Source organism: Pseudomonas sp. EA_65y_Pfl2_P74 (assembly GCF_963970575.1).
Lineage (GTDB): Bacteria > Pseudomonadota > Gammaproteobacteria > Pseudomonadales > Pseudomonadaceae > Aquipseudomonas > Aquipseudomonas baetica_A.
Map to the genome: position 1 here is coordinate 17271 of NZ_CAXAOQ010000004.1, position 24987 is coordinate 42257.

A 24987-nucleotide genomic window follows, 5' to 3' on the forward strand; every position below is an offset into this window, starting at 1 on the left:
CAGCTTTGCAGTCCGGATGCGCGCTTATTGCACGGTGCGCTGACTTTCCTGACGCAGTTCCTGAATACCTTTCTGGGAATCCTTCACCGCTCGCTCGGCTTTCATGGCTTGTGCCTTGCGTTCGGCGACACGGGCATCCCACTCGGCTTGTTCGGCGAGGACGCGGGCTTCGTCATACTTCTTATCGTGCATGGCGATTTCGGCTTGTTTGAGTTTGTCCTGCGCTTGCTTCATCTCCACAGCAGCGAACTCAGTACCACCGGCGCTGACCGCGCTGTTCACGGCCGATTGAGTCACGGCGTATTGCTCGCTCGGTGGATTGCCTGCGCAACCGGCCAGCACGAAGCTGGTGCCGATGGCCAGAGCAGCCAGTTTCAGACCGCGCAAGTGAGAGAACGAGGTTTGGGTCTTCATGGTCTTCAACTCCATTGTTTAACTCCTGATAAAACCGAAAATCCATCCTGGTCGAGGAGCCGCAAGCGTCATGTGGCAGCGCGTTTTTGAAACGCTCGTTCCAGGCGTGGTTACAGGTTCCGACCGGAGGCGTTTTTCAAAAGTTCAGAAAAGATGGCCTATCGCCAAAAAGAAATCTGACCGAATGGACAGGGCTATAAAGCGGGAACTTTGGCGATTTTGAGTGGTACGCGCGGGAGTTTTTGCAGCCCGAAAACACACCCTGCCAAAGGGAGAGATTCGGTCAATGTGGGAGCGGGCTTGCTCGCGAAAGCCTCGAGTCAGTCGACAGAAATACCGACTGCCAGAGCACGTTCGCGAGCAAGCCCGCGTGCGTCCAGATCTATGTCCGATCAGTGTTTTTGCTTGTTCCCAGCCGACGACAAGTCCTGCAAATGCCTGCGCGAGAGGGCGAGAAAGCGCGGGGTCGGCCCGACGTCTTCGTACAGTGGATCACCTTCCTCGTCAGTCGCGACCACGGTTGAGCCTTTCACATAGGGCAGGCTCGCTTCGAACTCCTCAAGCGCAGCGCCAAGCAGTTCGCCAAGCAGTTCTTCGGGGTGGCGTTTGGGGTACATCTCGGCAATTGCCGCCAGGCGCGCGGCGGCCTCGACGTCCAGATGAATCGTGTAGCCCGTGTCGGTCATACGACCTTTGGCGTTTTCTTCCCAATGCTGGGCGAGTTCACGGATTTTCATAATGACCTCATGTCGCACCTGATCAAAGCAGGCCAGGGGGAGTGTCCGGCGGGGCCGGCGGCAAGCCGTTGTGCGGCTCAGTGTTGAGACTAGCTTTCGGCCACAAGGTTTAAAGTCCCTTCGTCGCCTGCTTGTAAGAAGCGGCGCAGAGCGGCACTCTCTAGGTCATGCACTCGTTTCTAAGCCGTCCGGATTACTGCTGGAGAATTGCTGATGACTGATATTGATGCACGCTTGCGCGAGGATGTTCACCTGCTCGGAGAGCTGTTGGGCAATACCATTCGAGACCAGTATGGCGAGGATTTTCTCGACAAGATCGAGCAGATCCGCAAGGGTGCCAAGGCCGACCGGGGAGGCTCCACGGACGCTGAACTCAGTGCCAGCCTCAATCAATTGAGCGAAGACGAATTGCTCCCCGTGGCGCGGGCGTTCAACCAGTTCCTGAACCTGGCGAACATCGCCGAGCAGTATCAGTTGATTCATCGCCGTGAAGAGTCGCAGCCAGCGCCGTTCGAATCCCGTGTCTTGCCCGAATTGCTTGCGCGCCTGCGCAACGAAGGCCACAGCGCCGAATCGCTGGCCCGGCAACTGGCGAGGCTGGAAATCGAATTGGTGCTGACCGCACACCCGACCGAGGTCGCCCGCCGCACGCTGATCCAGAAATACGACGCGATTGCCGCGCAACTCGCCGCTCAGGATCACCGTGACCTGACCACGGCCGAACGCGAGCAGATCCAGAACACCCTGCAACGGCTGATCGCTGAAGCCTGGCACACCGAAGAAATCCGCCGCACGCGCCCGACACCGGTCGACGAAGCCAAGTGGGGCTTTGCCGTGATCGAGCACTCGCTGTGGCAGGCAGTTCCCAACCACATGCGCAAGGCTGATCAGGCGCTGCACGCGGCTACCGGCCTGCGGTTGCCGCTTGAAGCCGCACCGATTCGATTCGCGTCCTGGATGGGCGGCGACCGCGACGGCAACCCCAACGTCACGGCAGCGGTGACTCGCGAAGTGTTGCTGCTGGCGCGCTGGATGGCGGCGGATTTGTACCTGCGCGATGTCGATCACCTGGCGGCCGAGTTGTCGATGCAGCAGGCCAGCGACGCGCTGAAAGCCAAGGCCGGCGACAGCGCCGAGCCGTATCGTGCGGTGCTCAAGCAATTGCGCGAACGCCTGCGTGCCACCCGCAACTGGGCGCATGCGTCGCTGACGGCGGCGACACCGGCGCCTGCCGATGTGCTGCACAACAACCGCGATCTGCTTGATCCATTGGAACTGTGCTTCAACTCGCTGCATGAGTGCGGCATGGGCGTGATTGCCGACGGGCCGCTGCTCGATTGCCTGCGCCGGGCCGTGACCTTTGGCCTGTTTCTGGTGCGCCTGGATGTGCGTCAGGATTCGTCGCGGCACAGTTCGGCCATGACTGAAATCACCGACTATCTTGGGCTCGGTCGTTACGAAGACTGGGACGAAGAGCAGCGCATCACCTTCCTGACCCGCGAGCTGAGCAATCGTCGGCCGTTGCTGCCGGCGCATTTCAAACCGTCCGCCGACACTGCGGAAGTGCTCGCCACTTGCAAGGAAATTGCCGCCGCGCCGGGCGCCTCGCTGGGATCCTACGTGATCTCGATGGCCGGCGCGGCTTCCGATGTGCTCGCCGTGCAAACGCTGCTCAAAGAGTCCGGCGTGTTGCGGCCAATGCGCGTCGTGCCGCTGTTCGAAACCCTGGCTGACCTCGATAACGCCGGGCCGGTGATGGAGCGTCTGTTGCTGCTGCCGGGCTATCGCGCGCGGCTGCAAGGCCCGCAGGAAGTCATGATCGGTTACTCCGACTCGGCCAAGGACGCCGGCACGACGGCAGCGGCCTGGGCGCAATACCGCGCGCAGGAGCGGCTGGTGGACATTTGCCGCGAGCAGCAAGTCGAACTGCTGTTGTTCCATGGTCGTGGCGGCACCGTGGGACGTGGCGGTGGCCCGGCGCACGCGGCGATTCTGTCGCAGCCACCGGGATCGGTCGCGGGGCGTTTCCGCACCACCGAGCAGGGCGAAATGATTCGTTTCAAATTCGGTCTGCCGGACATTGCCGAACAAAACCTCAATCTGTATCTCGCCGCTGTGCTCGAAGCCACGTTGCTGCCACCGCCGCCGCCAACGCCTCAATGGCGCCATCTGATGGATGAACTGGCGGCCGACGGCGTCAGCGCTTATCGCAAAGTCGTGCGTGAGAATCCGCAGTTCGTCGAGTATTTCCGTCAGTCCACGCCGGAGCAGGAATTGGGCCGGTTGCCGCTCGGCAGCCGGCCTGCCAAGCGCCGTGCTGGCGGGATTGAAAGCCTGCGGGCGATCCCGTGGATCTTCGGCTGGACGCAAACGCGCTTGATGCTGCCGGCCTGGCTCGGCTGGGAATCGGCGCTGAGCAAGGCGCTGGAACGCGGCGAGGGCGAGTTGCTGGGGCAGATGCGTGAGCAATGGCCGTTCTTCCGCACGCGTATCGACATGCTGGAAATGGTCCTGGCCAAGGCTGACGCCGATATTGCGCTGTCCTACGACGAGCGTCTGGTCGAGCCGGAATTGCTGCCGTTGGGTGCGCACTTACGCGACCTATTGTCGCAGGCATGCTCGGTGGTACTTGGGTTGACCGGTCAGTCGCAGTTGCTGGCACACAGTCCGGACACCCTTGAATTCATCCGTCTGCGCAACACCTATCTCGACCCGCTGCATCTATTACAAGCCGAATTGCTGGCTCGTTCGCGACAGCAGAATGTCGAGCAGGGCAGCCCGGTGGAACAGGCGTTACTGGTGTCTGTGGCGGGCATTGCCGCCGGTTTGCGTAATACCGGCTAAGGTTTTTGCCGTGGCATGCGGTGCCCGGAGTCAACGCCGGGTGCCGCTTCGCACGCTGAGGAAAGTGCCGCCAGGCGACAGTAAGTGACGGGGTTGCGACTTGGGTCACCGCGTCGCGAGGTCGCGGCAGGCGCGGGTTTCTCCGACTTTTGGCGTCTTGTGTGGGCGCAGCCTGCTGTGTATCTTGATCAGCCTTTGGCCGTTTCTGCGGCCACGACCCGTATTTTTCAGGAATCGTCCCATGCGGCGAGTCCTTTGTTTTGTAAAAGCTTTTTATAAAAAAATTGAGGAGCACATCTAATGCGCGTCATTCTGCTGGGAGCTCCCGGGGCCGGTAAAGGTACTCAGGCTAAGTTCATCACCGAAAAATTCGGCATTCCGCAAATCTCCACCGGTGACATGCTGCGTGCAGCGGTCAAGGCCGGCACTCCACTGGGCGTTCAAGCCAAAAGCATCATGGATGCCGGCGGCCTGGTGTCGGATGATCTGATCATCGCACTGGTTCAGGATCGTATCGCGCAACCTGACTGCGCCAACGGCTTCCTGTTCGACGGCTTCCCGCGCACCATTCCGCAGGCCGAAGCACTGGTGACTGCTGGCGTCGAGTTGGACGCCGTGGTTGAAATCGCCGTTGAAGACGAAGAAATCGTTCAGCGTATCGCTGGCCGTCGTGTTCACGAAGCCAGCGGCCGGGTGTATCACATCGTCTACAACCCGCCGAAAATCGCAGGCAAAGACGACATCACCGGCGAAGAGCTGGTACAGCGCAAGGACGACACCGAAGAAACCGTGCGTCATCGCCTGTCGGTCTACCATTCGCAGACCAAGCCGCTGGTGGACTTCTACCAGAAGCTGTCGGCTGCCAACGGCAAGCCGAAGTGCAGCCACATCCCGGGCGTTGGTTCGGTAGAAGCAATCACCGCCAAGGTGCTTGAAGCGCTGAGCTGAAAAAGCTGATTAGCTGCATCATCCACGGCCCGCTTGCGGGCCGTAGTTGTTTATACTGACGCACTTTTTCCCCACCCCTGTTTTGGATACATCGATGAGCACCTTGCTGGCCCTGGACACCGCGACTGAAGCTTGCTCCGTTGCCTTGCTGCATGACGGCAAGGTCACGAGCCATTACGAGGTGATTCCGCGCCTGCACGCGCAAAAGCTGCTGCCGATGATCCAGCAATTGCTGGCCGATGCCGGTACCACGTTGCAAGCGGTGGATGCTATTGCCTTCGGTCGTGGGCCGGGTGCGTTTACCGGTGTGCGGATTGCCATCGGTGTGGTGCAGGGCTTGGCGTTCGCGCTGGATCGTCCGGTGCTGCCGGTGTCCAACCTGGCCGTGTTGGCGCAACGTGCGTTTCGCGAGCAGGGTGTGAGCCAGGTTGCAGCGGCGATCGATGCGCGCATGGACGAAGTGTATTGGGGCTGCTATCGCGAGACGGCGGGGGAGATGCGTCTGGTCGGCGCCGAAGCAGTGCTGCCGCCGGAAGTCGCGGCGCTGCCGGTCGATGGCAGTGGCGAATGGTTCGGTGCCGGCACTGGCTGGGGCTATGGTGAGCGTATCGCAGTGAACCTGAGCGGTTCAGACGCGGGCATGCTGCCCCACGCCGAAGACCTGTTGACCTTGGCACGCTTTGCTTGGGAGCGCGGCGAAACGATTCCGGCCGATGATGCGCAGCCGGTTTACCTGCGCGATAAAGTGGCTACCCCCAAGGCCCGCTGATTCACCCAAAAACCTGTGGGAGCGAGCAAGCTTGCTCCCACAGTGAATAGTGCTCTGCCTGAAGTCTGCCAATCGTCAGTTTCTAACCCCACGTTTTAAACCTTTTGCGCTTTATGTGTTCTAGTTATCACTCGGCAGTTTGCTAAGTCGGTCAAGTGCCGCTAAATTGCCATCATTGATACCGAGCATGAATTTATGCGTATAGACGGCGTTTCCTCTCAGTCCTACCCCATCAAGCGCAAGCCTCGCAAAGGCAATGTGGCGCAGGAAGAAACCGTCGACGATATCGACGGCGAGTTGGAATTCCCCACCGAAGAGCAACTGGCCGCCCGTGCTGCCAAAGCCTCTGCGCAACGCTTGAGCAATCTGCCTGCCCGTCAGCAAGACATGATCTACCACCGTGCGATGAAGAAAAGCGTAGCCATGGCCTTGGCCAGCTACCTGAGCACTGCCGGTTTTGTCGATTGGGATGCGGACGTGCTGGGCCTCGACCTTTACATCTGATGGCTCTGCCTTACTACCTCGGTTGCCCGTCCTGGAGCGAAAACGCCTGGCGCGAGTATCTGTATCCGGAAGACGCCAAAACCTCTGACTTCCTCAGCCTCTATTGCCAAGTGTTCAACGCCGTGGAAGGCAACACGACCTTCTACGCCAGTCCTTCGCCGGCCACTGTGCAGCGTTGGGCCGACGTCATGCCTGAACACTTTCGCTTCACTGCCAAGTTCCCCGGCGACATTAGCCACAGCGGTGACCTGCGCGAGCAACTGACCGCTGCCCAAACCTTCCAGCAGTTACTCAACCCCCTCGGCGAGCGTGTCTCGCCGCTGTGGCTGCAATTGTCGAAAAGCTTCACGCCGCATCGGTTGCCGGAGTTGGCGGCGTTTATCGATGCGCTGGACTGCCCGCTGGCGGTTGAGGTGCGGCATGAGCAATTCTTCGCCAAGGGCGAGAGCGAGCGCCTGCTCAATCGGCTGCTGCTCGATCGTGGGGTTGAGCGTATCTGTCTCGACCCGCGAGCGCTGTTCAGTTGCCTGTCGACCGAGTCTTCGGTGATTCACGCTCAATCGAAAAAGCCGCGTGTACCGACGCGTCCAGCGGCGTTCACGCAGTTCCCGCAAGTGCGCTTTATTGGTCATCCCGAGCTTGAGGCCAACGATGCGTTCCTGGTGCCGTGGGTGGCGAAAATCGCCGAGTGGATCGAAGAAGGCCGCACGCCATACATCTTCCTGCACACCGCCGACAACTTGCTGGCGGCGAAGTTGGCGCAACGTTTTCATGCACAACTGATGCAACGTTTGCCTGGCTTGGCATCGCTGCCTGAGCTATACAGAGAGCCCGCCGCGGAGCAACTTGGCCTGCTCTGAGGCGGGTTTATTCATCTGCCCCGGAGCTGCCAATGGACGCGCAAACCCGCAAAGCCCACGCCTTCAAAGCCCTGCATGAACGCCCGGGGATTTTCGTTATTCCCAATCCGTGGGACGCCGGTTCAGCGAAGATGCTCGCCAGCCTTGGCTATCAGGCACTGGCGACGACCAGCGCCGGTTACGCATTTTCCCAGGGCAAAGCCGATGGTGCTTTGAGTCTCGATGAGACGTTGGCGAATGTCCGCGCGATTGTCGCAGCCACCGATTTGCCGGTAGCGGTGGATCTGGAAAACGGTTTCGCCGATGACCCGGTCGAATGCGCCCAAAGCGTATTGCGCGCAGCCGAAGCGGGCGCGGTAGGCGCCTCAATCGAAGACGCCACCGGCCGTGAAGACGCCCCGATCTATTGCTTGGAACACGCCGTGGCGCGCGTCGAAGCCGCCGTCGCTACCGTACGCACGTTGCCGTTTCCCTTCATCCTGACGGCCCGTGGGGAAAACTATCTGCACGGCAATCCCGATATCAATGACACCGTCCGCCGCTTGCAGGCTTTTGCCGAGGCAGGCGCCGACGTGCTGTATGCGCCCGGCTTGCGCAATGCTGACGAAGTGCTGGCGGTGGTGCGTGCGGTGGCCCCCAAACCGGTCAACGTCCTGATGTCCGGCGGGCTGAAGATGACGGTGCAGCAACTGGAAGACATCGGTGTGCGGCGGATCAGTACCGGTTCGGCATTGGCTCTGGCCGCGTTCGGCGAATTCTTCCGTGCGGCTGAAGAAATCCAGCAATCGGGCACATTCGGTTTTACGTCGCAGTCGATGCCTTACGCCAAGGCCAATCAGTTTTTCAAAGGCTGAACAGGGTGCGATGGATTCCATGGGCTGTGCTGCTGGTCATTATCGGCGCCATGGTCAGTGTCTGGCGTGGTTGGCTGCCAGTGCCGCCTGAGTGGAACCCGTGGGCGCCGCTGGATGTAAAGGCCGCGCCCAATTGGCTGACCGGTTACAAGCTGATGCGCTTGCGCGGTGACCCAGAGCTGTGTGCGCAAGCACTGGCCAGCTCGGCGTTGCGCGTGACGACGCAAGCGGACAGCCCCGACGCCAAGTGCCCGCTGATTGGCGCCTTGCGCGTTCAGGGTGCAGAGGTGGCCCTGAGCAGCAGCTTCCTCGCCAGTTGCCCGTTGGCGGTGGCTTACGCGATGTTCGAGCGACACACCCTGCAACCCGCCGCGCAGGCCGTTTACGGCGAGAACGTCGCACGCCTGGATCACCTCGGCAGTTTCGCCTGCCGCAATCTCTACAACCGCGAGAGCGGCGCGCTCAGCCGGCATGCCAGTGCCGATGCGCTGGATATCGCCGGTTTTCGTCTGGCGAGCGGTCGCCGTGTCAGCGTGCTAAAGGATTGGCCCAAGCAGAATCAGGACGCACAGTTTCTGCGTCAGGTGCGTGATGGCGCGTGCAAGGCATTCAGTGTGGTGTTGAGCCCGGATTACAACGCGGCGCATCGCAATCATTTTCATGTCGATATCGGGCGCTGGAGCGTGTGTCGCTGAGGCTTAGGCGGCGATGCGCAGGTTCTGCAAAACGATCGGGCGTGCCCAGCCGTTATCGAAGTCCAGCGCCTTTTGCTGTTCGGCGATTTCTTGCGGCGAGAACGGCGGGAATGGCTTGTCCAGCAAGTCCAGATCGAACTCGGCAATCGGCAAGTACAGTGGACGCTTGTGCGGCGCAGCGCCTGGCTCCGGAATTGGCTGACCATTGTTGATCACGATCGGGCGAACCCAACTGCTGTCGAAATCCTGCTGCTCTTGCTGAGCTTTGATTTCTTCCGGCGGGAACGGTGGGAATGGCTTGTCGGCCAGTTCCATTTCGAACTCGGCGATTGGCAGGAACAGCGGCTCCGGCGGACGCACTTCGGTTTCAACGACTTCGCATTCACGCTGGCTGACGATATGCGCGTGCAGTTCGCTGCCCAGGGTCGGCTCTTCAGGGCTGTTCAGGTCAACCGGTGGAAACGTGCCGCAAGCGGGCACCACTTCACTCGTCTGTTCGGCCAGGGCCTGGGCAAAGAAATCCTGCCACAGGTGACTGACGCCGCTCAGTGCTTGAGTATTTTGACGGCTGAAATCGCCATGGGGCGAAATGTAGCCAATCGATGTGGGAAGAATGCCTGACATTTTTTTCGGTTGACGCTCAGCTCTGGCAAAATGCGCGTTGATTGGGTTATCGGCGGTTTCTGCCGATCCTTAACTTTTTTGAGCGTGTTTTCCATGATTGAGCAACCCGCGGCCTGCCGCATCCATGTCCAGGCCCTTGGCCCGATGTTTGAAGCGCAGGCCGAGCAGTGGGCCAAGCGTCTGGGCCTGCCGTTGCAAGTGGCTGATGGCGAGTTTGCCTTGCAGGTCGGCGAGCAGGGTTTGCAACTCCAGCAACTGGGGCCGGATGCGCCGGGGCCTGTGCGCGTGGACTTTGTCGAGGGCGGTGCGGCGCATCGTCGTTTATACGGCGGTGGCAGCGGGCAGATGATCGCCAAGGCTGTCGGCATTGCCCAAGGTGTGCGCCCGCGGGTGTTGGATGCCACAGCAGGGCTGGGCAAGGATGCGTTCGTGCTGGCGAGTCTGGGCTGCGAGATGAGCCTGATCGAGCGCCAGCCGCTGATCGGTGCGTTGCTGGAGGATGGCCTGGCGCGCGCGGCGGAAGATTTCGACGTGGCGCCGATTGTGGCGCGGATGAAGTTGTTCAAGGGCAACTCCATCGAGGTCATGCGCCACTGGGAGGGCGAGCCACCGCAAGTGATCTACCTTGATCCGATGTTCCCGCATCGGGAGAAAACCGCGTTGGTGAAGAAGGAAATGCGCCTGTTCCGGCCGCTGGTTGGCGATGATCCGGATGCACCGGCGTTGCTTGAAGCGGCGTTGGCACTGGCCACGCACCGGGTGGTGGTCAAGCGGCCGCGCAAGGCGCCGTGCATCGACGGGCCGAAGCCGAGTCATGCGCTGGATGGCAAGTCCAGCCGGTATGACATTTACCCGAAGAAGGCGCTCAAGGCTTAAGACCGCGTCGCTGCCATCGCTAGCCTGCTAGCGATGGGGCCGGCCAATACAGCGCAAAACTCAGGGCCGATACGCCCGCATAAACAATCCCACGACTTCCTGCACATGGCTCTGCGCCGCCTCGTCAGTCAACGGCTCCCCACAGCCATACAACAAGCGAAAATTGCCCGCGCCCTTGATCAGGCAAAAGAAATGCTCAGCCGCGTTACGCGGCAGGTCGATGTTCAGCGCGCCGCTTTCGTGGATCTGCGTCAGCAGCCGCTCCATCCCTTGCACCATGCGCTCGGTGCCGGCCTCAAAGAAAATCTGCGACAGTTTTGGATCCTGCGCGCCCAGTGCCATGATCAGGCGATGCAGATTCACCGATTCATCGCTGTTGATCAGGTGATGAAAGCCCCGGGCAATGTTCAGCAACACATTTTCCACGGCAATGCCGTCCGGCAATTCGAAGAACAACGGCGGTAATTGTTCCTCGCATTTGGCCACCACGGCGGCGGAGAACAGTGTCTCCTTATCGGTGAAATGGCTGTAGACCGTCAGCTTCGACACGCCGGCCTCGGCGGCCACCGCGTCCATGCTGGTGTTGGCATAGCCATGACTCAGAAACAGAATTTTCGCCGCATCGAGAATCGCCTGACGTTTGGCCAGATCCTTGGGGCGGCCCGGGCCGTTTGGAACTGCAAGATTGTTCGACATTCTTCGCTTTTATTACTGGACTGGTGAGTTTGCTATTAATAACATACCGGCCAGTATAATTATTCCAAGCACCATTAGCGAAAGGTCCGTCACCATGTCCCGCCATGCACTGCACCTCACGTGGCCATTTGCGTTGCCAGTCAGCCTGGTTTTTTTACTGTCCGCATGTGGCCAGGAAGAGGCAGCGCCCGTTACCGTGCGACCGGCGATGGTGGTGCAGCCAGAGCCTTCGGCGCAGAAGATGGAAAGCTATCCGGGCGAAGTGCGCGCCCGTTACGAACCTGATCTGGCGTTCCGCATCGGTGGAAAAGTCAGCCGACGACTGGTCGAGGAAGGTCAGCGCGTGAAGGCCGATCAGCCGCTCGCCGAACTTGATCCCCAGGACGTACGCCTGCAACTGGAAGCGACTCGCGCCCAAGTCTCTGCCGCTGAGGCCAATCTCACTCTGGTGCGCGCCGAACGTGACCGCTACAAGACGCTGATGGATCGGCAGATGGTCAGCCGCTCGGCCTACGACAACGCCGAAAACCTTTATCGCTCCGGCGAAGCCCGCCTCAAACAGATCAAAGCCCAATTCAACGTTTCGACCAATCAGGCCAGTTACGCCGTGTTGCGTGCGCCCCAGGACGGTGTGGTTGCCAAGCGCTCGGTGGAAGTGGGGCAGGTGGTCGCCGCAGGGCAGACGGTGTTTACACTCGCCGCCGATGGTGAGCGTGAAGTGCTGATCAGCCTGCCGGAACAGAGTTTTGGCAGGTTCAAGGTCGGTCAGCCGGTTACCGTAGAGCTCTGGACGCAGCAGAACCAGCGCTTCGCCGGGCAGATTCGTGAGCTGTCGCCATCCGCCGATCCCAAATCCCGCACCTTCGCTGCCCGTATCTCTTTCACCAGTGGCAAAGTCCCGGCCGAACTCGGCCAGAGTGCGCGTGTGTTCGTGCAATCAGCCAATACCGCGTCGCTATCGGTGCCGCTTTCGGCATTGACGGCCGAGAACGGTGCGACCTACGTCTGGGTCGTCAGCGCCAACAACACCTTGAAGAAGACCCCCGTGCGAGTCGGCCCATTCGGTGAAAAAACCGTGCCGGTGCTCGAAGGCCTCAATGCCAGCGACTGGGTCGTGGCTGCCGGCGTGCATGTGCTCCTCGAAGGGCAGCAGGTGCGCCCCGTGGATCGTTCCAACCGTGTGGTCAATCTGGCGGACAAGGAGTAAGTCCCGATGCGCTTCAACCTTTCCGAATGGGCGCTGCGTAATCGCCAGATCGTACTGTTCCTGATGCTTTTGCTGGCCATCGTCGGTGCGTTGTCCTACACCAAACTCGGCCAAAGTGAAGACCCGCCGTTCACCTTCAAGGCCATGGTGATTCAAACCCGTTGGCCAGGGGCGACCGCGCAGGAAGTCTCACGGCAGGTCACTGAACGCATCGAAAAGAAACTGATGGAAACCGGTGAGTACGAGCGCATTGTTTCGTTCTCCCGTCCTGGTGAGTCTCAAGTCACCTTCATTGCGCGCGACTCGATGCATTCGGTGGAGATTCCCGATCTCTGGTATCTGGTACGCAAGAAAATCAGCGACATCCGCCAGACGCTGCCGCCGGGCATTCAGGGGCCGTTTTTCAACGATGAATTTGGCACGACCTTCGGCAATATCTACGCGCTGACCGGCGACGGTTTCGACTACGCCGTGCTCAAGGATTACGCCGATCGCATCCAGATCCAGCTGCAACGGGTGAAGGATGTCGGCAAGGTCGATTTGCTCGGTTTGCAGGACGAGAAAATCTGGGTCGAGCTGTCGAACGTCAAACTCGCCACCCTCGGTTTACCGCTGGCGGCGGTGCAACAGGCGCTGGAGGAACAGAATGCGGTGTCCACGGCGGGTTTCTTTGAGACGCCTACCGAGCGCTTGCAGCTAAGGGTTTCGGGGAATTTTCAGACGGTCGATGAGATCAGGAACTTCCCCATCCGGGTCGGTGATCGCACGTTCCGTATCTGCGATGTCGCCGACGTGCGGCGCGGATTCAACGATCCGCCGGCGCCGCGCATGCGCTTCATGGGCGAAGATGCGATCGGCCTGGCGGTGGCGATGAAGGGCGGCGGTGACATTCTGGTACTGGGCAAGGCGCTGGAAGGCGAGTTCTCGCGTATCCAGAAAAACCTCCCGGTCGGTATGCAACTGCGCAAGGTGTCTGACCAACCGGCAGCAGTGAAAACCGGGGTTGGCGAGTTTGTCCAGGTGTTGGTCGAGGCGCTGGCGATTGTGTTGCTGGTGAGCTTCTTCTCCTTGGGCGTGCGCACCGGCATGGTCGTGGCGCTGACCATTCCGCTGGTCTTGGCGATGACCTTTGCCTGCATGTATTACCTGGGTATCGGCCTGCACAAAATCTCCCTCGGTGCGCTGGTTCTGGCGCTGGGCTTGCTGGTGGACGACGCGATCATTGCCGTGGAGATGATGGCGATCAAAATGGAACAGGGCTTCGACCGGATCAAGGCCGCAAGCTACGCCTGGACCAGCACCGCGTTCCCCATGCTCACCGGAACGCTGATTACCGCCGCAGGCTTTCTGCCGATTGCCACGGCGCAGTCCGGCACCGGTGAGTACACCCGCTCTATTTTCCAGGTGGTGACCATCGCGCTGCTTGCTTCGTGGGTGGCAGCGGTGGTGTTCGTGCCGTATCTGGGTGAAAAACTGCTGCCGGACCTGGCGAAAATTCATGCCGCCAAACACGGCGCCGGGGACGGTCAGTCGGACCCTTATGGCACACCGTTCTATCAGCGCGTTCGACGTCTGGTGGAGTGGTGTGTGGTCCATCGTAAAACCGTGATCGTGCTGACGTTGGGGCTGTTTATCGCGTCGGTGATGTTGTTCCGCTTCGTGCCGCAGCAGTTCTTCCCGGCCTCAAATCGACTGGAATTGATGGTCGATCTGAAACTCGCCGAGGGCGCTTCGTTGGCCAATACCACCGGTGAGGTCAAGCGGCTTGAAGCAATACTCAAGGAGCATGCCGGCATCGATAACTATGTGGCCTATGTCGGCACCGGTTCGCCGCGTTTCTATTTGCCGCTGGACCAGCAACTGCCTGCGGCGAGCTTCGCCCAGTTTGTGGTGTTGGCCAAAAATATCGAAGAGCGTGAAGCGCTGCGAACCTGGTTGATCGATACGCTTAACGAACAGTTTCCGGCGCTGCGTTCGCGGGTGACACGTCTGGAAAATGGCCCGCCCGTGGGGTATCCGGTGCAGTTTCGCGTCACGGGTGAGCACATCGAAGAAGTTCGTGCGCTTGCCCGCAAGGTGGCGGCCAAGGTGCGCGAGAATCCCCATGTGGTCAATGTGCATCTGGACTGGGAAGAACCGAGCAAAGTGATCTACCTGAACATCGATCAGGATCGCGCTCGGGCACTTGGGGTGAGCACGGCCAGTCTGGCGAAATTCCTCCAGAGTTCGTTGACCGGGTCGAGTGTCAGCCAATATCGCGAAGACAACGAGTTGATCGAGATTCTGCTGCGCGGCACGGTGCATGAACGCACTGAACTGTCGCTGTTGCCGAGCCTGGCAGTGCCGACTGACAACGGCCGCAGCGTCGCGTTGTCGCAAGTGGCCACGCTGGAATACGGCTTTGAGGAAGGCATCATCTGGCACCGTAACCGCCTGCCGAACGTGACGGTGCGCGCGGACATTTATGACAGGGAGCAACCGGCGACGTTGGTGAAACAGATCCTGCCGACGCTGGATTCGATTCGTGCCGAGTTGCCGGACGGTTATCTGCTGGATGTCGGTGGGACGGTGGAGGATTCGCAGCGGGGGCAGAAGTCGGTGAACGCCGGGGTGCCGATGTTCATTGTCGTTGTGCTGACGTTGCTGATGGTGCAACTGCGCAGTTTTTCGCGCACGGCGATGGTGTTTTTGACGGCGCCGTTGGGGTTGATCGGGGTGGTGCTGTTTTTGATGGTGTTTCGGCAGCCGTTCGGATTTGTGGCGATGTTGGGGACGATTGCGCTGTCGGGGATGATCATGCGCAACTCGGTGATTCTGGTGGATCAGATCGAGCAGGATATTGCCTCGGGGCTCAGGCCTTGGCAGGCGATTATCGAGGCTACCGTGCGGCGCTTTCGGCCGATTGTGTTGACGGCTCTGGCGGCGGTTCTGGCGATGATTCCGTTGTCGCGCAGTGTGTTTTTTGGGCCGATGGCGGTGGCGATCATGGGGGGGTTGATTGTGGCGACGGCTCTGACGTTGTTGTTTTTGCCGGCGTTGTATGCGGCTTGGTTCCGAGTGCGTCGGGAGGCTTGAGGCTTGGCGGCCTTTGGGCCGACCATGCTGTGGGTGTTCTTGGTGAATATCCGTTGCTTCGGGTGCTGGCTCTGGCGGTTTCGCTTTTACAGCGAGTCCCTTTTGCAAACGCCCAAAAGGAACCAAAACGCTGGGCCCCGGCGTACGGCCCGCTCGCTGGGGCTCGGGGTGCCTTCGTTGCGGGTTTCATCCGGGGGCATCGCCTCCGGTTTGCTGCGCTGCACCTCCTTTCGATGTGTTCGACTTCGTCGAACGGCGCTGCGCGCCTACCCCCGGATGAATCCCGAAACGAAGCCTGCCGAAGGGGCCGGTACGTCAAGAGCTGCAGCCGAGCTAACGCTCATCCTGTTGAGTGGTGAAGGGCGACGCGGGGCTAGTGTGTGGTGTTTTTGCTTTTCGGTGTGGGTTTGCCAGCGATGGCGGCCTGACAGCCGACCGATTGCGACCTGATGACACTCGATGCCATTGTGTGAGACAGCCTGCTGGCACTTCTCGAAGTCGATCCGCAAACCTGACGCCTGCAAAAAGCCCGCTGAACGTATGACGTTCAGCGGGCTTTTTGGTGTTCAGAACCTTACAGCGTCCCAAACACCTTCTTCGCCAGACTTGTTGCAGCAGCGGCGGGGTTTTTGCGGATGGTTTCTTCCTGTTTACCGATCATCTCGAACAGGCCGTTAAGTGCTTGCTCGGTGACGTAGTTTTCGACGTTGGCGCTCTTGGCGTCGACGACGCCGAAGGTCGCGGCCTGGCCGGCGAAGGTGTTGTATTTCTGCACCACGCCGACCTTGTCGGTGGCTTGTTTGACGATTGGCAAGAACTTGGCACGGATCTGTTCGCGGCTGGATTTGTCCAGGTACTGTGTGGCCGAGTCGTTGCCGCCGCTGAGGATGCCTTTGGCGTCGGCCACGCTCATTTTTTTCACGGCGTCGACGAGGATCGGCTGGGCCTGGGTCACGGCGCTTTCCGCGGCTTTGTTCATCGCGGTTTCCAGTTCTTCGACCTGGGCGCCCATGCCGAAGGCTTTCATCTTGCCGGCGACTTTGCCGAGTTTACCCGGCAGTTCGATTTTCACGTCCGGGTTGTTGCTGAAACCGCCCGGGGTACCTAATTGTTTGACGGCCAGTTGTGCGCCTTGGGTCAAGGCGTCCTTGAGGCCGCCGGTGGCGTCGTTTTGTGACAGGTCGCTGAGTGACAGGGCCATGGCGCTGGCGCAGATCATCAGGCCTGCGCACAGGCCGGCGAAGCGAAAGGTGGGACGGAGCATGGCGGCTTCCTTGTTCCAGAAAATGAATTAACGCGCGGCGTCAACGCGGATTTTCAGCGGCTGCGGATCGTTGCCGTCCAGTTGCACGGCATGGTTTTCGGTGGTGATGAACATCAGTTCGCCGTTCACTTCAATGCGTGCGCTGACCGAGTAACGGTGGCCGGGTTTGACCTGCCCCGGATCGTAGCTCAAGTGGAACGGCAGCGGCACCTGCCCTTTGACCGGGCCTTTCTGTTCATCGAGTACAACGGCTGGGGCGTCGGCCAGTGAAACGTCTTGCAGGCTCACGCTCAGCGTTGCGCTCGGTGGCAGGGCGATGCGTTGCAGGTAGAACACTTCGCCGTCGAGGCTGACCTTGCCGGCGGGAGTGGTCGATTGGCAGGCGCTGAGCAGGGCAGCGGCAGCGAGAATGGTCAGTTTTTTCATGGCAAATCTCCTTTCATTGTGGGAGCGGGCTTGCTCGCGAAGGCGGTGTGACACTCAGCAGCGATGTTGAATGTTGAACCGCTTTCGCGAGCAAGCCCGCTTCCACAGGGTTTTCATCAGGTCTCGGGCGGTGTGGCGACTTGGTCGGCCGCATCTTCACTGCGATGCAGCGCCACCTGACGGATCGACAAACGAATGTCCGCCGGCAACACGCGTTTGGCCGCACCTTCGGCCAGTTCGCCGAGCAGTTCGTGGTAGCTCAATTTGCCCGCTTCGTCGCGGCGCAGCACGTCGAGGTCGAGCAGGGTCTGGATGAAGTGGCGGAACAGGCTCTTGTCGAAAAACTCCGGGGCGTTGAGGCCATGCAGGATCGACAGGCGCTGAGCCATGACCGTGCAGAGGTCTTCCAGTTCTTCGGCGCTGACGGCGTTCTGGCCGGCGTTGAGCAGCAGCGACACGGTCATGTAGAAACGTTGCAGGGTCTGCGCAATGCTCTTCGACAGCAGCGTCAGCAATACGAAATGCCGCGAACTTGGCGCCGGACGCAGGTAGACGTCTTTCTCGAAACGCAGCAGACCTTGCTCGACAAATGCTTCCAGCCACTGATCGACCACTGCATCGAGCTCGTCCAGGCTCCAGCGGATGAACAGCTCCGACTGCAAGTACGGATACAGCGCGCGGGTGTAGCGCAGGATCTGTTCGCGGCTCATGCGCGAGGTGCTCTGGAAGAAACTCGCCAGCAGCGCCGGCAGGGCAAAGATGTGCAGCACGTTGTTGCGGTAGTAGGTCATCAGGACGGCGTTCTGCTCGTCCAGATAGAGAATCTTGCCCAGCGCATCGCTTTGCTCGGACAGCAGGTCCATGTCCTTCACATGCTCGATCAGCGCACGGCCATCACCTTCCGGCAGGGTGGTGTGTGGCGAGTACGGGACTTTGCGCAGCAGGGCCAGATACAGATCCAGCACGCGCGCCATGGCCCGATCGTCCAGTGCCAGGCGGCTGGTCGACAGAAGCGCCAGTGCCACCAGGTTGACCGGGTTGATCGCTGCCGCTTCGTTGAGGTGCTGGGCGACTTTCTCACCGAGGCGATGGGTGGTCGCGTTGAGCCACGCGGGTTTGTACTGCGGGGCAAGTTCCTGTTGGCGCCAGCCCGGTTGCTCGGCATCGAGGAATTGCGCCAGTTTGATCGGTTCGCCGAAGTTGACGGCCACCTGACCGAAACGTTGCTTGAGCGCGCCGATGACTTTGAAGATGTCGAAGATCGACTCTTTCTTCTTGCTCGCACCCCGCAGTTCGCCCAGGTAGGTGCGGCCCTCCAGCACGCGTTCATAACCGATGTACACCGGCACAAACACGATCGGCATGCGCGAGGAGCGCAGGAAGCTGCGCATCGTAATCGCGAGCATCCCGGTTTTCGGTTGCAGCATGCGCCCGGTGCGCGAGCGGCCGCCTTCGACGAAGTACTCGACCGGGAAGCCTTTGGTGAACAGGGTGTGCAGGTATTCGTTGAACACCGAGGTGTACAGCGGATTGCCCTTGAACGTGCGGCGCATGAAGAACGCACCGCCACGGCGCAGCAGGCTGCCGATCACCGGCATGTTGAGGTTGATCCCGGCGGCGATGTGCGGCGGGGTCAGGCCGTTGCGGAACAGCAGATACGAAAGCAGCAGGTAGTCGATGTGGCTGCGGTGGCACGGCACGTAGATCACTTCGTGACCCTGGGCGACCTTCTGCACGCCTTCGATGTGGTTGACCTTGATGCCGTCGTAGATCTTGTTCCAGAACCAGCTCAGCACCACTTCGAGGAAGCGGATCGCGGTGTAGGTGTAGTCCGAAGCGATCTCGTTGCCGTAGCGCAGGGCTTGGGCCTTGGCTTTTTCCGGGGAGATGTTTTCGCGCTCGGCCTCATCAAGGATCGCTTGCTTGACCAGCGGCTGATTGAGCAGGCCTTTGACGAGGTTGCGGCGGTGGGAAATGTCCGGGCCGATCACCGCCGCTTTGAGGTTGCGAAAGTGCACGCGCAGGATGCGCTGGGCCATGCGTACGGTGCGCTCGTGGCCCTTGTTGTGTTCGATCAGCTCGCGCAAGTGGATCGGCGCAGAGAATTGCACACGGGTTTTACGCCCCAGCACGATGATGCTCAGCAGCCGGCGCAGACGTCCGGTGACCGCCCAACTGTCGGCGAACAACAATTTCCACGGGCTCGACTCGCTGTCCGGCGACTGCCCCCAGAACACGCTGACCGGGATGATTTGCGCATCTTCGGCGGCGTTCTGGGTGAGGGCGCTGACCAGGCGGGTCAGGGTCGGCGGCGCGCCGCGTTTGTCCTGACGGCCGAGCCAGTCCGGGTCTGGCGTCAGGTAAAAGAACGCCGCCGGTTCGATCAACGAACCGATCGACACCGGCAGCACCGGGCGAGGCAGGCCGGCCTTGGTGCACTCGGTATCGACCACTGCCAGGTCGGTGAGCGATGGGTTTTGCAGGACGTAGAACACCGGACGACTGCGGTCGAGGTTGAGGGTGAACGACGACTGATTGATCGTCTCGGAGCGAACCCAGAGGTACAACAGTCGGCGCAAGGTGCCAAACACAAGACGGCGGAACGGGGAACGGGTCATACGGCTTCTGCGTGAGTGAATAAAACCGAGCGTTTGCTCGGGCGGTCGACAGTTTGCCGGATTCATCGAAAATCGGCAAAAAAGCGGCGAAGTAATCTCCTGTTGAGACTTTTCGCTCCTGTCATATACTCGGCGGTCTGTCGCCGGGGCCCTTTTATGGACGTCGGACGCAGGCTGACGTTCCTCAAAGGCTTTCCTGCGAAAAGCCTGTTCAATAATAAAAAAGGAGTATGAACAGATGGCAACACGTGAAACCGGAAACGTGAAGTGGTTCAACGACGCCAAGGGCTACGGCTTCATTCAGCGCGAAGACGGGGTGGACGTGTTCGTGCACTACCGCGCGATTCGCGGCGAAGGGCATCGGTCGCTGACCGAAGGCCAGCAGGTCGAGTATGCGGTGGTGACAGGTGACAAGGGTTTGCAGGCTGAGGATGTTGTAGGCCTGTAAATCCAGGATCAAAAGATCGCAGCCTTCTGCAGCTACTACAAAAGCTGCTGCAGGCTGCGATCTTTTTTTGGGTGTGAAATCTCATCCAACGCTGCGCTGTATGAATAAACACCCTGTCAGATCTGACAGTAGACAGCTTTTGTTCTCACGGCTACTTTCGCGAAAACGTGCCTTGGAGCCAGTATTTTCGCGGCTCTACCTACGCGAGAGGAAAGCGGTCATGTGGAAAGGTATTTCGATTTTGCTGGTCTTGGGGCTTTTCGGGTGCTCAGGTCAGACGACCTCCGAAAATGCTTCTCCGGAACCGCTCGCTCGCGCAATGACAGGTCTGGCATTGCCACAACAAGAATCAGGTATTTCGGCGGCGCAGCCCGCGATATTCAAAGTGGTCGACGCGCCGGGAGGCGAGTTGAATGTCGATACCCTCGGCACAGAGGCCACTGTTCAGGTGAATTATCCGAGTCAGGCGCCTAGGGACACCGTCGGTGTGCGCCTGACCGGTGTGGCGTTGCGTGATGCGCCAATCCAGACCGTGTCCACCGTGGGCACGCGAACCTTCAAGTTGCCCAAAGCCTGGATCAGCGAAAACAAGGGGCGTACGGTCAACCTGACTTACACCTACAAGGTCGGCGGTGTCGGAAATCTGATTACCTCGTCCCCACTGAGCATCCGCGTGGTCAGCGCGCAGGGCCAGAGTGTGTTCAAGGTGGTCGAAGCCCCGACGGGAGAGTTGAATGCCGATACGCTCGGCACCGAAGCCAACGTACAGGTCAGTTATCCGAGCCTGGCGCCAAAGGATACTGTCGGTGTGCGCCTGACCGGTGTGGCGTTGCGTGATGCGCCGATCCAGACCGTGTCCACCGTGGGCACGCTGACCTTCAAGTTGCCCAAAGCCTGGATCAGCGAAAACAAGGGGCGTACGGTCAACCTGACTTACACCTACAAGATCGGCGGTGTCGGAAATCTGATTACCTCGTCCCCACTGAGTATCCGCGTGGTCAGCGCGCAGGGCCAGAGTGTGTTCAAGGTGGTCGAAGCCCCGGCGGGCGAGTTGAATGCCGATACGCTCGGCACCGAAGCCAACGTACAGGTCAGTTATCTGAGCCTGGCGCCAAAGGATACTGTCGGTGTGCGCCTGACCGGTGTGGCGTTGCGTGATGCGCCAATCCAGACCGTGTCCACCGTGGGCACGCTGACCTTCAAGTTGCCCAAAGCCTGGATCAGCGAAAACAAGGGGCGTACGGTCAACCTGACTTACACCTACAAGGTCGGCGGTGTCGGAAATCTGATTACCTCGTCCCCACTGAGTATCCGCGTGGTCAGCGCGCAGGGCCAGAGTGTGTTCAAGGTGGTCGAAGCCCCGGCGGGCGAGTTGAATGCCGATACGCTCGGCACCGAAGCCAACGTACAGGTCAGTTATCCGAGCCTGGCGCCAAAGGATACTGTCGGTGTGCGCCTGACCGGTGTGGCGTTGCGTGATGCGCCAATCCAGACCGTGTTCACCGTGGGCACGCTGACCTTCAAGTTGCCCAAAGCCTGGATCACTGAAAACAAGGCACGTACGGTCAACCTGACTTACACCTATAAAGTGGGCGGTGTCGGGAATCTGATCACTTCATCTCCCTTGCCGATCAAGGTGACAGGTGTTGCCGCTCCGGGCGACGGCCCACGGGTTGCAAATGAGTTGAACGTACAATATTCGACGACCAGTAATACCTGTCCGAGCAATTCCAGTCTGGGAGCATGGTACTGCGCCGGGGTACTGATTCGCACAGTTGATGATTCGACGGCATTTCATGCCTGGAACCCTAGTCCGGGCGCCGAAAAACTAGGCGGGGTGTCATTCAGCTACATGAAGACGGGTATTGGCATGAATCAACTGCAAGGTAGTCGAACCCAGGGTTTTGTTCTGGAAACGGGGCAGAACTTTACCGTCAATGGGGGCTACCCGCTTCAAGTCCTGTGTTCATACCCCTACGATGGGGGCACTTTGATTCGTAGTGCAGCCGGCTGCGGGGCTGCGAGCAATTTCCCGAGCAGCAGTGTTCCATGTGCTGCTCAAGGCCTCACGACACTGACGACCTGGCGTGCGCACTTCCGGCAGTATCCAGCCAGCAGCACCAACCGCTATCACCATCAATGCAGTTTCGGTGTGGATAGGGCGGGGTTCGCACTCAGTTTACTTTCGCGGGAAAATCCAGCGGGTGAACTGGCTTCGTGGCGACAAAACGAGGTGATGATTAAGACCTGGCCGCAGAACATTTCGAATCTGCCGATCAAGGCGTTCATCTACTTCAATACTGCGAGCCGGGCGGTCGGTGTGGAAGGAGCGAAGAATATTCAGCGGGACTTCTTGAAAACGACAGGTAGACGTATTCCTGTCATTAAAGTCTCGCCCCATGCAGCGAACATCTTCAGTTACTCCGATGCCGATCAAGGGATCTAGGACAAAAAATCGGGCGCCATATCCGTCGCGGGACAGATATGGCGCCGGGTTGTTCAGGCGGTTTTCCAGGTGATCTCTTCTTCACCATCAGCGCTGATGCGCATCCAGCGATCCGCCGTTTCCTCGCCTTCTTCCTCGACCCACGTCCCCGGTGCACAACGCACTTCGACGTTCAGCGCAGCAAACGCGGCGCGGGCGCAGGCGATGTCGTCGTCCCATGGGGTCGCATCGCTTTCCAGGTACAGGCTGTTCCACTTGCCCACGGCTTTGGGCAGCCAGGTCACCGGGATGTTGCCGGCCTTGCACTTGTAGGTCTGGCCTTTCTGTACCCAGTCGCTGCACGGGCCCAACGCTTCACCGAGCCAGGCGGAAATGGCTTTGTGGTCGACGTCGGCGTCTTTCAGGTAAATCTCGATATCCGGTTGGCGCATGGATGTCCTCACTGCGGGTCTGAAAAATCCATTCGCGGATTTAGCCGGCCCCGGGCACTTGCCCGAGACCAAAAGTTATTGAAGAACGAAATAATCGTAGCGCATCGACACGGTGGTCACGAACGGCTCGGCCTGTTCGATCACCGCCGTGCGGCGTTCGGCACTGGCGCGCCAGCCGTGGGGTGTCATCGCCAGGAGGTTGGCGCGATCCTCGGGTTTGTCCAGCGTCAGCTTGAACTCCAACGTCTCACTGTGTGCCAGTGCCATGCCTGACGGCACCAAGGCCAGATGCTTGTCGTCGGTGTATTCGCGAACCTCGTCGTAAAGACGTTCGCGCAGTTCCATCAGATGGCCGCTGGTCGGGCCGACTTTCATCAGGCCGCCGCCGACGCTGAGCAGGCGCTTGGCCTCTTCCCAGTCCAGCGGACTGAAAACGCTGGCGAGAAACTGGCAACTGCCCGCCGCCAATGGCACGCGGGCCATGCTGGCGATCAACCAGGTCAGTTGCGGATTGCGTTTGCAGGCGCGCTTGACGGCTTCGCGGGAGATATCCAGCGCGTAGCCATCGGCATCCGGCAGGGCTTCGGCGATTTGCGCGGTGTAGTAACCCTCGCCACAACCGATATCGACCCAGCGCGCCGGTGCGTAACTCGCTGCCAGCTCGGCCAGACGCTTGGCCACCGGCGCGTAATGCCCGGCGTTCAAGAAGTCGCGGCGCGCCTCGACCATCGCCTGATTGTCGCCAGGGTCGCGGCTGTTTTTGTGCTGCACCGGCAACAGGTTCAAGTAACCCTGGCGCGCACGGTCGAAGCGATGCCCGGCGGGGCAGACCACGCCGTTGTCTACCGCGTTCAGCGGCTCACTGCAGATCGGGCATGCCAGCATCAGGCGAGCAACTTGATCAGGGTCTGGTAGTAGATCTCGGTCAGCACGTCGAGATCGGCCGCCAGCACACGCTCGTTGACCTGGTGAATGGTTGCGTTGACCGGGCCCAGCTCAACGACTTGGGTGCCCATGGTCGCGATGAAACGGCCATCGGACGTGCCGCCGCTGGTGGACGCCTTGGTCTCGCGGCCGGTGATGTCCTTGATGCTCGACGACACCGCGTCGAGCAGCGCGCCCGGCTCGGTGAGGAACGGCAGGCCTGACAGCGCCCAGTCGATGTGCCAGTCCAGATCATGCTTGTCGAGGATGTCGGCCACGCGCTTTTGCAGGCCTTCAACGGTCGATTCGGTGGAGAAGCGGAAGTTGAACACCGCCACCAGATCGCCCGGAATCACGTTGGTCGCGCCGGTGCCGGAGTTGACGTTGGAAATCTGGAAACTGGTCGGCGGGAAGAAGTCGTTGCCGTGGTCCCAATGCTCGGCGGCCAGTTCAGCCAGGGCCGGCGCCGCGAGGTGAATCGGGTTCTTCGCCAGATGCGGGTAGGCGACGTGGCCCTGAATGCCTTTGATGGTGAGTTTGGCGCCAAGCGAGCCGCGACGGCCGTTTTTCACCACGTCGCCCACCAGTGTGGTGCTCGACGGTTCGCCGACGATGCACCAGTCCAGACGCTCTTTGCGCGCCGCCAGACGCTCAATCACAGCCTTGGTGCCGTGGTGCGCCGGGCCTTCTTCGTCGCTGGTGATCAGAAACGCGACCTTGCCCTTGTGATTCGGGTAATCGGCAACGAAACGCTCAGCGGCCACGGTCATCGACGCCAGGCTGCCTTTCATGTCTGCCGCGCCACGGCCGCAGAGCATGCCGTGTTCATCGATCACCGCATTGAACGGATCGATCTGCCAGGCGGTCACCGGGCCGGTCGGCACCACGTCGGTGTGACCGGCGAAGCACAGCACCGGGCCGTCGTTGTTGCCGTGGATGGCCCAGAAGTTATCCACATCTTCGATGCGCATCGGCTCCAGCGTGAAACCGGCATCGCCCAGGCGCTGCATCATCTGCTTCTGGCAATCGGCGTCGACCGGCGTCACGGACGGACGGCGGATCAGGTCGATGGCGAGTTGGAGGGTCGGCGAAAGGTCGGCGTGGGCCGTCATGGAGAACTCCGGAGATCATGAATGTGGGCGCGGACTAAATGTGGGAGCGGGCTTGCTCGCGAATGCATTGTGCCAGTCAACATCAACTTTTAATGACACACCGCATTCGCGAGCAAGCCCGCTCCCACAGGGATACAGTCCGGTCAGTCAGACCGCGTATCACGCCAAGCCCCGCAAAATGGCGGTTATCTTAAAGCAAAACGGCGACCATTGGC

At 60.2% G+C, this 24987-nt stretch carries 22 protein-coding genes; 12 read left to right on the forward strand and 10 right to left on the reverse strand.

The window, feature by feature from the left end:
• Positions 1 to 24: 24 nt before the first annotated feature.
• Together AACY18_RS03760 and AACY18_RS03765 are read right to left on the reverse strand one after the other, a co-directional pair.
• Complete coding sequence (locus AACY18_RS03760; RefSeq protein ID WP_221733969.1) at positions 25 to 429, reverse strand: DUF4398 domain-containing protein; 405 nt, start codon at positions 427 to 429, stop codon at positions 25 to 27.
• 377 nt (positions 430 to 806) lie between these two features.
• Positions 807 to 1151 (reverse strand): pilin assembly protein, encoded by a 345-nt coding sequence (locus AACY18_RS03765; protein WP_339430517.1) that lies wholly within the window; start codon positions 1149 to 1151, stop codon positions 807 to 809.
• Positions 1152 to 1364: 213 nt separating this feature from the next.
• Here AACY18_RS03765 and ppc point away from each other — a divergent pair, with 213 nt between their 5' ends.
• From ppc to AACY18_RS03800, 7 genes are all read left to right on the forward strand, one after another.
• On the forward strand, positions 1365 to 3995 hold the full coding sequence (gene ppc, locus AACY18_RS03770; RefSeq protein WP_339464323.1) for a phosphoenolpyruvate carboxylase: 2631 nt from the start codon (positions 1365 to 1367) through the stop codon (positions 3993 to 3995).
• A gap of 300 nt (positions 3996 to 4295) precedes the next feature.
• Positions 4296 to 4943, forward strand: a complete 648-nt coding sequence (adk, locus tag AACY18_RS03775) for an adenylate kinase (RefSeq protein ID WP_339430519.1) — start codon at positions 4296 to 4298, stop codon at positions 4941 to 4943.
• Positions 4944 to 5037: 94 nt separating this feature from the next.
• Positions 5038 to 5712, forward strand: coding sequence for a tRNA (adenosine(37)-N6)-threonylcarbamoyltransferase complex dimerization subunit type 1 TsaB (tsaB, locus tag AACY18_RS03780; RefSeq protein ID WP_339430520.1), 675 nt, complete (start codon positions 5038 to 5040; stop codon positions 5710 to 5712).
• 195 nt (positions 5713 to 5907) lie between these two features.
• On the forward strand, positions 5908 to 6216 hold the full coding sequence (locus tag AACY18_RS03785) for a hypothetical protein (protein ID WP_339430521.1): 309 nt from the start codon (positions 5908 to 5910) through the stop codon (positions 6214 to 6216).
• Positions 6216 to 7076 carry a DUF72 domain-containing protein gene (locus AACY18_RS03790; protein ID WP_339464325.1) on the forward strand — a complete coding sequence of 287 codons (861 nt, stop codon included), beginning with the start codon at positions 6216 to 6218 and terminating at the stop codon, positions 7074 to 7076. The genes AACY18_RS03785 and AACY18_RS03790 overlap by 1 nt, the downstream gene beginning before the upstream one ends.
• A gap of 32 nt (positions 7077 to 7108) precedes the next feature.
• Positions 7109 to 7930 (forward strand): isocitrate lyase/PEP mutase family protein, encoded by an 822-nt coding sequence (locus AACY18_RS03795; RefSeq protein WP_339464326.1) that lies wholly within the window; start codon positions 7109 to 7111, stop codon positions 7928 to 7930.
• A 50-nt stretch (positions 7931 to 7980) separates the two neighbouring features.
• Positions 7981 to 8625, forward strand: coding sequence for an extensin-like domain-containing protein (locus AACY18_RS03800; protein ID WP_339464427.1), 645 nt, complete (start codon positions 7981 to 7983; stop codon positions 8623 to 8625).
• 3 nt (positions 8626 to 8628) lie between these two features.
• Here the strand turns inward: AACY18_RS03800 and AACY18_RS03805 are convergent, their stop codons facing one another.
• On the reverse strand, positions 8629 to 9249 hold the full coding sequence (locus AACY18_RS03805) for an energy transducer TonB (protein ID WP_339430524.1): 621 nt from the start codon (positions 9247 to 9249) through the stop codon (positions 8629 to 8631).
• Positions 9250 to 9342: 93 nt separating this feature from the next.
• Here AACY18_RS03805 and AACY18_RS03810 point away from each other — a divergent pair, with 93 nt between their 5' ends.
• Positions 9343 to 10125 carry a class I SAM-dependent methyltransferase gene (locus tag AACY18_RS03810; RefSeq protein ID WP_445261944.1) on the forward strand — a complete coding sequence of 261 codons (783 nt, stop codon included), beginning with the start codon at positions 9343 to 9345 and terminating at the stop codon, positions 10123 to 10125.
• A 60-nt stretch (positions 10126 to 10185) separates the two neighbouring features.
• Here the strand turns inward: AACY18_RS03810 and AACY18_RS03815 are convergent, their stop codons facing one another.
• Entirely contained in the window at positions 10186 to 10821 is a 636-nt protein-coding gene (locus tag AACY18_RS03815; RefSeq protein ID WP_339430525.1) for a TetR/AcrR family transcriptional regulator, read from the reverse strand.
• A gap of 94 nt (positions 10822 to 10915) precedes the next feature.
• Here AACY18_RS03815 and AACY18_RS03820 point away from each other — a divergent pair, with 94 nt between their 5' ends.
• Both AACY18_RS03820 and AACY18_RS03825 read left to right on the forward strand, forming a co-directional pair.
• The gene (locus AACY18_RS03820) at positions 10916 to 12028 is read left to right on the forward strand and encodes an efflux RND transporter periplasmic adaptor subunit (protein WP_339430526.1); all 1113 of its coding nucleotides are present in this window, start codon (positions 10916 to 10918) and stop codon (positions 12026 to 12028) included.
• 6 nt (positions 12029 to 12034) lie between these two features.
• Positions 12035 to 15103 carry an efflux RND transporter permease subunit gene (locus tag AACY18_RS03825; protein WP_339464327.1) on the forward strand — a complete coding sequence of 1023 codons (3069 nt, stop codon included), beginning with the start codon at positions 12035 to 12037 and terminating at the stop codon, positions 15101 to 15103.
• Positions 15104 to 15677: 574 nt separating this feature from the next.
• On the opposite strand, the gene AACY18_RS03830 is transcribed toward AACY18_RS03825, so the two are convergent.
• The 3 genes from AACY18_RS03830 to plsB form a co-directional block, all read right to left on the reverse strand.
• Positions 15678 to 16367 (reverse strand): DUF4197 domain-containing protein, encoded by a 690-nt coding sequence (locus tag AACY18_RS03830; protein WP_339430528.1) that lies wholly within the window; start codon positions 16365 to 16367, stop codon positions 15678 to 15680.
• A gap of 27 nt (positions 16368 to 16394) precedes the next feature.
• A complete protein-coding gene (locus tag AACY18_RS03835; protein ID WP_339464328.1) occupies positions 16395 to 16793 on the reverse strand; it encodes a YbaY family lipoprotein in 399 nt (132 codons plus the stop codon).
• A 116-nt stretch (positions 16794 to 16909) separates the two neighbouring features.
• Positions 16910 to 19411, reverse strand: a complete 2502-nt coding sequence (gene plsB, locus AACY18_RS03840) for a glycerol-3-phosphate 1-O-acyltransferase PlsB (protein ID WP_339464329.1) — start codon at positions 19409 to 19411, stop codon at positions 16910 to 16912.
• A 238-nt stretch (positions 19412 to 19649) separates the two neighbouring features.
• On the opposite strand from plsB, the gene AACY18_RS03845 reads away from it, so the two are divergent.
• On the forward strand, positions 19650 to 19859 hold the full coding sequence (locus AACY18_RS03845) for a cold-shock protein (RefSeq protein ID WP_095189383.1): 210 nt from the start codon (positions 19650 to 19652) through the stop codon (positions 19857 to 19859).
• Positions 19860 to 20193: 334 nt separating this feature from the next.
• Positions 20194 to 22305 carry a hypothetical protein gene (locus AACY18_RS03850; RefSeq protein ID WP_339464331.1) on the forward strand — a complete coding sequence of 704 codons (2112 nt, stop codon included), beginning with the start codon at positions 20194 to 20196 and terminating at the stop codon, positions 22303 to 22305.
• A 53-nt stretch (positions 22306 to 22358) separates the two neighbouring features.
• Here the strand turns inward: AACY18_RS03850 and AACY18_RS03855 are convergent, their stop codons facing one another.
• The 3 genes from AACY18_RS03855 to dapE all read right to left on the reverse strand — a co-directional run bounded on the left by AACY18_RS03855 (position 22359) and on the right by dapE (position 24772).
• On the reverse strand, positions 22359 to 22736 hold the full coding sequence (locus tag AACY18_RS03855; RefSeq protein WP_339430531.1) for a hypothetical protein: 378 nt from the start codon (positions 22734 to 22736) through the stop codon (positions 22359 to 22361).
• 75 nt (positions 22737 to 22811) lie between these two features.
• On the reverse strand, positions 22812 to 23621 hold the full coding sequence (locus AACY18_RS03860; RefSeq protein WP_339430532.1) for a putative RNA methyltransferase: 810 nt from the start codon (positions 23619 to 23621) through the stop codon (positions 22812 to 22814).
• Complete coding sequence (gene dapE / locus AACY18_RS03865; protein WP_339430533.1) at positions 23621 to 24772, reverse strand: succinyl-diaminopimelate desuccinylase; 1152 nt, start codon at positions 24770 to 24772, stop codon at positions 23621 to 23623. The genes AACY18_RS03860 and dapE overlap by 1 nt, the downstream gene beginning before the upstream one ends.
• Between the last annotated feature and the right edge of the window lie 215 nt (positions 24773 to 24987).